Genomic DNA, 7,622 nt, shown 5'->3' with positions numbered 1-7,622 from the left:
AAGCCAAAAGCGATGAAGTTTTTTGTTTGTCTTAGTTGGTGCTTATTTATATTAATCCTTTCCCACCATAAAGTCAACACATTTCATGCAATTCCTTATTAAATGATTTAAGCAACTATATAGAGGAATAAATGTGCCTTTCTTACCCCGGCCTCCATTTAAAACATATAATCCAGCAAATCATTAATTCCATCCATTTTATTAAATCAAAGACCCCTTTGAAAATGATTTCCCTTCAACCTAGTAAGCTTTTGCAAGACCAATAAAACCTCCTAGTGATGTGTAAGGGCATTAACAACCTATATAGATGAAGGTAAACGTATAATCAGATCTCCTAAATCAAATACTAAAAAATTGATTGCTTTAAAATAAACCGTTAAATCACGAATCCCATTGTCCAAATATTAAAAAATTTTTTTACAATTTTACTTTCTTGTACTATAATAAATATATTTTAAAAATTTCAGGATAGACTTTTAATCATTATAAAAATAGTAGGGAGAGGGATTTATAAATGATTAATAAAAACACATCTTTGAGGATGCAAAGTATCGTTTTTATTGGCTTTATGGGAGTAGGAAAGACGACGATCGGACAGAAAGTAGCAAGGAAATTATATAGGGACTTTATTGATATAGATCAAGAAATTGAAAAGGAATTCAATATGCCCACTACAGAAATATTCAAGAAGTTTGGTGAAAAAGCTTTTCGCGAAAAAGAAAAAAGTGTAATTGAAAGCCTTAGTCAACAACAATTGAAAATCATTTCAGTTGGAGGTGGGGCATTTTTACAAGAGGATATACGGAATATCTGTTTATCCAATTGCATTGTCTTTTACCTGGACTTATCTTGGGAATACTGGAAAGAGAGAATAGGCTTACTTATTGATAGTAGACCTGTTTTACAAAGCCGGTCACTTGAGGAAATTGAAGAACTCTTTTACACCAGACAAGAAATATACTCCTATCATCATTCAAAAGTGAATACCAATGATCTTGATGTTGATGAAGTTGCAGACTTTATAGTCGATTCATTGAAAGTTGCCTGGGATATTTATGAACCGCTTAAGTAAGACCCGCTCTTTCATTTAATCGATTTTCCCAATAAAAGAATAATAGAAAAGATGAAAAGGGTACAGAGGCATGGATACCTAACCTCCTGTAAACTAATCACCTTTTTATTTTTCTTTATTAGGAAGACTCTCTAATAATCAGTTCTGGATTCAATATGATTCGCTGTTGATCACGTTCAATTTTCTCCATTTGCTGGTACAGGAGATTCGCTGCCTCTTTTCCAATACGTCTAGGGAATGAGGAAATGGTCGTTAGCGGAGGATGATAGATTTCTGCGACTGGAACGTTATCGAACCCAACGATATCTATATCTTTTCCAGGAGTAAATCCTTTCATCATTAATCCTTGCATAACACCGAAAGCAATTAAGTCGCTAAAGCAAAAAATCGCGGTAGGCGGATTAGGATTCTCAAGTACTTTCAATACAGCCTCCAGCCCTCCTTCCCGTGTAGGGGCACTATCTATCACCAGCGATTCATCCACTTCCAATCCCGCACTTGAAAGAGCTTCACGGTATCCCTCCATTCTCTCGATCCAAGTAGAAGATTCCTTGATGCCACCAAGGAGCGCAATTCTTTTATGTCCCTTTCCAAGGAGATGATCAACAGCCATCCTGGCTCCTTCTGGATAGTCTATGCCTACATAGTCGCTATTCACTCCAGGTAGTTCCCTAACAGCAAGGACCATTGGCGTGTCAATTTCATTTAACCGTTCAATTGTATCTTGTGAGCTTTCAGAGACAGGACAAAGAATCAGGCCTCCCACCCTATGTTCCATCATGGTTGAAAGGAGATGGTCTTGCTTGGCGACCGAGTCGAATGTAGTTCCCAGCAACACTGTATAACCGACCTCATCCAATGCGTCATGAACGCCTATCAGGAATTCAGAAAAAAAGGTGTTTGATATGTCGGTAATAATGATTCCTACAGTATCAGAGCTCTGCGACCTTAGGTTGGCTGCAATTCTATCGTATACATAACCCAGTTCATGCATGGATTTTAATACCTTTTGTCGCGTCGCTTCCGATATTCGAGGATTATTGCGAACGATAAGGGAAGCAGTGGATGTAGAAACCCCAGCATGTTTCGCTACCTGTTGCAGCGTGACCCGCCCTTTTTTGGATTGTTTCATAGTTCAATCACCATCTTGAATGTATTTTTGATGTACTTATTATTATCATGTTCTTATAATAATAATAATATAGTTACTGTCATTATTACACCATTGCTTTCGGAACATGGGTATACCATCGATTAATACTCACCCCCTACATCTATATCAAATATTCATTAGTCCAAAAAAAAACGCCACCCTAGTTCTAGAAGATGGAGTTTTAAGTAATCCTTCATATTTATTAGCCATGGTTAAATATGGTCTGGTGCTGTGTCAATTTTTTATATCGGTAATAAACAAAAGCTGCAGCTAGAATTCCAATAGTTGCAATAAAGCAATCAAAAAGAAATATATGCGATATATCCCCACTCTTAGCGATCAAACCCGTTGCAATTGGTAAAATGACGCTCGCCAAACTTGAAGCCGTCGCAACGATCCCTGTTACAGTTCCTTTTTTCCTCCAGAAGAGTTCAGTCATTATTGCAATGGTTAATTGAAATATCCCAGCTGTCGAGGCCCCAAGGAAAAAAGAGCAAATACTTAAGACAATGGGTGAATGAATCGTTAATATGATGATTACCGTTAGTAAAGTAATCATTGGATAAAGCAATATCACCGTCACGGGCTTGATCCATTTGTTTAATAAGATGGATAATAGCAGGACGGAAATAAGTGATCCAACACTATAATAACTCAATAATTTAATTGCACTTGAAGATGGCATCCCTGCGACTTCCTGGCCGAAGCTCGGTAACCAGATTTGCGAAACTGTAAATAACGCAGTTGATGTAAACCCAATTATGATTAATGCGACTCCTTCGCTCCAAAATTTAGGTTCAGTTATGAACCTGTTACTATGCAAATCCTCCTCATGATTTGCAGCATCGGATTTGCTTTTTGGAAATGAAGCGGACAAAACAAAGAACATATTCAAGAAGTAGACTACAGCCGGTAATAAAAATGCAAACCCGTAAAATAATTCATTCCTAGTAAGAAACAAGATGATGAATGGCAGGATGGTTGCACCAAGTGAACCAAAAGCCTTAACCATAACACTGGCGGAACCAGCAGATTCAGGAAACATTTCAGTTAGCGCCGGATATGTACCAGCATCCATGGCTGAGTTCGAAATTCCCGCAAGTAAAGCAAATACAAACGCCATTTCGTATGTGGGGGAAAATGGAATCCCTAATAAAAAAACTCCCATTATTACCGAAGAGACTATGATCAATGGCTTTCTCCCAAATTTATCTGATAATACTCCTGAGAGACCATACGTGAGTAACCTGCCTATTCCTATTGCTGCAATAAGATAACTAATGCCAGTAGAGTCTGTATCCCATTGTTCTGTTAAAGAGGGCATATTTGAGGCGAGAATTATATTTACCATCCCTAGCAGGAAATAGTTAATATACATGCCAGATGCCGCTTTAAAATACTGATTTTTCATTATTACACCCCTATAATAAATCACGTTGTGTTTCTCCCCTAGAACGCTTTAATGCAAAATGTAATTACTTTAAAGCCTCCCCTTTTATGTTATCCATTTAAATGAAAACCACTTTTCAAAAAAAAAACGCTAAGAAAAACAAGGGATTTCACTCCCTGCATTTCTTAGCTCTGAGGTATCTGCACTCATTTAATGTAATCAATTAACGAATGATGCACATCAAGTATGAAAAAACCTCTATTTGGAGAATGATCCCCAGAGTGGAATCGTATTATTCTGCAAACAATTGCTCTTTGATGTAATCAACAGGCATCTGTTGACCTGTCCATAATTCAAAGGCAAGTGCACCTTGCCAAAGCATCATCCCAAGACCATTAATAGCTGTAGCACCCGCAGCCTCAGCTTGTTCCATTAGTTTTGATTTACGTGGGATGTAAACAACATCTGTTACGATTAAATCAGGACGCAGCATTGATTCGTCTTGAATGACACTTAAGCCATCAAGCGGTTTCATGCCAACGCCAGTTCCATTTGCCAAAATATCACTAGTTGCGATTTCAGCCTTTAATTGTTCAACATTTTCAAGAGGGTATACATTGGCTTTCACATTTAAGTGCTTCATATCTTCATTGATGATTCGTACATTCTCTTCTGCTTGCGGGAAGAAAGCATCATCACGAGCAAAAATGCTGATTTCCGCCACACCTTCCAGCGCAGATTGAATGGCAATTGGAGTAGCAGCCCCCCCAGAACCGATAAGAGTCATTTTCTTTCCTTTAATATCAATACCATGTTCTTTTAGGTTCCGAGTATATCCCATTCCGTCTGTGCTGTGCCCTACGAACTTTCCATCGACATTGACAACTGTATTAACTGCCCCAGAAAATTTAGCACTGTCTGCCAATTCATCTAGATATGGAAGGATCTTCATTTTATTAGGCATGGATACGTTAAATCCTTTTACATTTAATGCACGCATCCCTTTTACTGCATCTTCCAGCTCTTCATTTCCAACTTCAAATGCTAAATAGGCGCAATTCAAGCCTAATTTATCGAAAGCTAAATTATGCATGGCAGGTGATAAAGAATGTCCGATAGGTGTTGCCAGCAATCCTACTAATTCTGTTTTCCCATTAATTCGTCCTAGATTTTCCATATTCTATTCCCCCTGATTTTTTAAGTTTTATATAAATTCCTTATTGGAAGGAATTATAAGTTAAATATTTTGATCAATGATCTCCAATACATCTCTTAATTGAGTAACAGGAATTTGTCCTGGGGCAGATGCTTCTTTTCCTGCACCAAATGTACAAGCAGATCCAAACACCGCACCTGATAATCGGCTGACCAGGCCTGTACCCGACATTGACATCGTAATGAATGGGCGATCGGCATACTTTGTTTTCATCGTGTAAGTTGCATCTAATAAAATGAGTAAGTCACCAACCGTTTGGGGCATCACAGCAATTTTTGGAATATGGGCGCCAAATTCCTGCATTTTACGCAATCGGTAAATGATTTCTTCTTTTGCCGGTGTCTTATCGAAATCATGGTTACACATTACTACGTATACGCCATTTTCCTCAGCTACCTGTACAGTCTCCTTCACTGATGATTCCTCAAAAAACAACTCCACATCGACAAGATCAATATTCTTCGTTTTAATAGCTGCATGAAGAAGTTGGAAATAATAAACATCGCTGATTTCCTTGTTTCCGCCTTCTTTATGGCTTCTAAAAGTGAAAAGTAGCAAAGTATTTGGAACAGCACTTCTAAGTTTTGAAATCATATCTGAAACAGCTTCTAAGCTTTCGACTTGTTCAAATACATCTACTCGCCATTCAATGATATCCGGCTGTAGCGCATTTACCGTTTCAACTTCTTTAAGCAGTTCCTCTTCAGTTGTCCCCATTAGAGGAACGATGATCTTTGGAACCCCTTCTCCGATCGTTACGTCTTTGATCGTGATTGTTTGCATGGATGTTTCCCCCTTTTATCATTATCATCAGTGGGGTTCATGCCCCACTGATGTTCGGCTAGACTGATTAATTGGATACCTTAATTACCTTTTTGTATCGATAGGCAACGAATACGGCCAATAAAATACTAACTGCCGCAATTGCCACATCAAACAAGAAGACCGCAGTTAACCCAGCACTCTTAGAAATGATACCAGTAATGAAAGGTATGATGATAAAGGCTGAACTACCTGCAATGTTTACATATGAAGTAATCGTACCTTTATTGGCAGGGAAGAATTCTGTGATTATTGTCATGGCTAATTGGAATACCCCTGCAGTTGAAAGCCCTATGAAGAAAGCGCTCAAAACAGTTATAAATGGTTGCTGGATGTAAATGAGTGACAATAAAGATAATGCTGCAATGACCGGATAGATAATCATGACGGTAATGGGCTTAATTACTTTATTCAATAGAACTGCTAGCAAAATGACAGAAACAAGGGAGCCAATGCTATAGTAACTAAGCAATTGAACAGCCTTAGCTTGGGTTAGCCCCAATACATCTTGTCCGAAGTTCGGGAGCCAGACTTGAACCAGCATGAATAAAGCAGTTGATGTGAAGCCTAATAGTATGACTGCCAAACCTTCCTGAGCAAACTTCGGTTTTGAGAGGAATTGCTGTTGAAGCGGAACAGCTTGTTCATCATTCTGAGTTTGGCTTTGAGCTTTATGATCCGGGAATGAAACCTTAAGCAGGAAAAACCCATTAACAAGATATACAGCAGCCATTAAGAAGAATGTATACCCGTAAAACATATCTCTAGCTATAAAGAACGCCATGATAAATGGAAGAAGTGCGGCACCGATTGAAACGAAAGCTTTTACTAATACGGTAGCGGAACCAGCTTTCTTTTGAAAAGCCTCAATAAGTGCTGGATACGTACCTGCATCCAAAAATGAATTTGCAATACCAGCACATACAGCAAATATAAATGCCAGTGTATAGTTAGGAGCCAAAGGTATGCCTATTAGGAAGATCAGGTAGATAAAAGATGCTGAAACGACAAATGGTTTCCTTCCTAATTTATCCGACAGTCTACCCGCGAAAAACAAGGAAACTAACTTACCGATTCCTATAGCAGAAACCAAGTAACTTATCCCTGAGGCACTTGTGTTTAATTGATCGGACAAATTTTCCATATTTGACCCGATGATAATATTGATCATGCCTAAAATGAAATAGCTAATATATAAACCAGTGGCCATTTTTATAAATGGATTTTTCATGTAACACACCCCTATTAAAAATTATCGAAATGCAATTTGATTCTTAAGCCTTTCAGAAGTTGCCCCCTTGCCCCATACCATAAATTCAAGAACAAAATTACGTACTAAATAAAACAATAAGTAAACCGGCTTTAGTTAGTACATCGTTCTACTAAAAAAATTAGTATTGGTATATCGTTCTACTATAAACCGATTACGTTCTAAATTCAAAAGGTATTGAATTAACACTTATACTAGATTTAATTAGTTAAATTTATTTAGTATATCGTTCTACTGGATTATTATACTGCGCTAATTTAATTGTGTCAAACTCATGAAGCGGTCCTTAATAACTATAGAGCAATTACTCATACTCATTATTCCTGGATTTCGAAGTGCTTATTTTTGATCTTATTTACCTTAAAAGCACAGCCATACCTTGGATTTGTTAATGTTCATAAAAGATGAAGCATACTTTTATTTGCTGTGGCACAAAGTATTTTTTATCATTTATTAGGCTTCCGATATTCTCCACTTTTTTAGTTACCAGTTTCTGAATAAATTTCTTTTTAGCTAAAATATATGTACTGCTGCTTATTTAAATACAATTATCCAGTTATTTGCAATCTGATTGATTAACCCATGTCTAAATAATATCTCAACTTACCCTTCTAAGGGTGAAATAATGTCTTCTCTATAATGGAAAATAACAAGTCTTCATACTTTTCATAAACGCAAAAAAAGACCAGCCGGATGGCG

6 protein-coding genes are annotated in these 7,622 nt (G+C 37.4%); 1 reads left to right on the top strand and 5 read right to left on the bottom strand.

Translation table 11 applies throughout. The features are described 5' to 3' along the window. Window positions 1–514: 514 nt before the first annotated feature. Window positions 515–1,072, top strand: a complete 558-nt coding sequence (locus ACSR9O_RS27185) for a shikimate kinase (RefSeq protein ID WP_053533572.1) — start codon at window positions 515–517, stop codon at window positions 1,070–1,072. Between the two features lie 118 nt (window positions 1,073–1,190). On the opposite strand, the gene ACSR9O_RS27180 is transcribed toward ACSR9O_RS27185, so the two are convergent. The 5 genes from ACSR9O_RS27180 to ACSR9O_RS27160 all read right to left on the bottom strand — a co-directional run bounded on the left by ACSR9O_RS27180 (window position 1,191) and on the right by ACSR9O_RS27160 (window position 6,884). Next, entirely contained in the window at window positions 1,191–2,204 is a 1,014-nt protein-coding gene (locus ACSR9O_RS27180) for a LacI family DNA-binding transcriptional regulator (protein ID WP_101226130.1), read from the bottom strand. A 223-nt stretch (window positions 2,205–2,427) separates the two neighbouring features. Continuing rightward, window positions 2,428–3,636 carry an MFS transporter gene (locus tag ACSR9O_RS27175; RefSeq protein WP_101226131.1) on the bottom strand — a complete coding sequence of 403 codons (1,209 nt, stop codon included), beginning with the start codon at window positions 3,634–3,636 and terminating at the stop codon, window positions 2,428–2,430. A 271-nt stretch (window positions 3,637–3,907) separates the two neighbouring features. Next, window positions 3,908–4,792 carry a shikimate dehydrogenase gene (locus ACSR9O_RS27170; RefSeq protein WP_101226132.1) on the bottom strand — a complete coding sequence of 295 codons (885 nt, stop codon included), beginning with the start codon at window positions 4,790–4,792 and terminating at the stop codon, window positions 3,908–3,910. Window positions 4,793–4,852: 60 nt separating this feature from the next. After that, window positions 4,853–5,614: a type I 3-dehydroquinate dehydratase gene (gene aroD, locus ACSR9O_RS27165; protein WP_491725419.1), complete on the bottom strand. Its 762-nt coding sequence runs from the start codon at window positions 5,612–5,614 to the stop codon at window positions 4,853–4,855. A 67-nt stretch (window positions 5,615–5,681) separates the two neighbouring features. After that, window positions 5,682–6,884: an MFS transporter gene (locus tag ACSR9O_RS27160; protein ID WP_101226134.1), complete on the bottom strand. Its 1,203-nt coding sequence runs from the start codon at window positions 6,882–6,884 to the stop codon at window positions 5,682–5,684. Between the last annotated feature and the right edge of the window lie 738 nt (window positions 6,885–7,622).

The sequence above is a fragment of the Peribacillus sp. B65 genome, assembly GCF_058513295.1.
Note: the sequence above shows the minus strand (reverse complement) of the source record. Positions and strands in the feature narration are given on the sequence as shown.

Bases quoted from the DNA above. Each gene is read 5' to 3' on its own strand.
- ACSR9O_RS27170 (WP_101226132.1), bottom strand. From the start codon at position 4,792: ATGGAAAATCTAGGACGAATTAATGGGAAAACAGAATTAGTAGGATTG.
- aroD (WP_491725419.1), bottom strand. From the start codon at position 5,614: ATGCAAACAATCACGATCAAAGACGTAACGATCGGAGAAGGGGTTCCA.
- ACSR9O_RS27160 (WP_101226134.1), bottom strand. From the start codon at position 6,884: ATGAAAAATCCATTTATAAAAATGGCCACTGGTTTATATATTAGCTAT.
- ACSR9O_RS27180 (WP_101226130.1), bottom strand. From the start codon at position 2,204: ATGAAACAATCCAAAAAAGGGCGGGTCACGCTGCAACAGGTAGCGAAA.
- ACSR9O_RS27185 (WP_053533572.1), top strand. From the start codon at position 515: ATGATTAATAAAAACACATCTTTGAGGATGCAAAGTATCGTTTTTATT.
- ACSR9O_RS27175 (WP_101226131.1), bottom strand. From the start codon at position 3,636: ATGAAAAATCAGTATTTTAAAGCGGCATCTGGCATGTATATTAACTAT.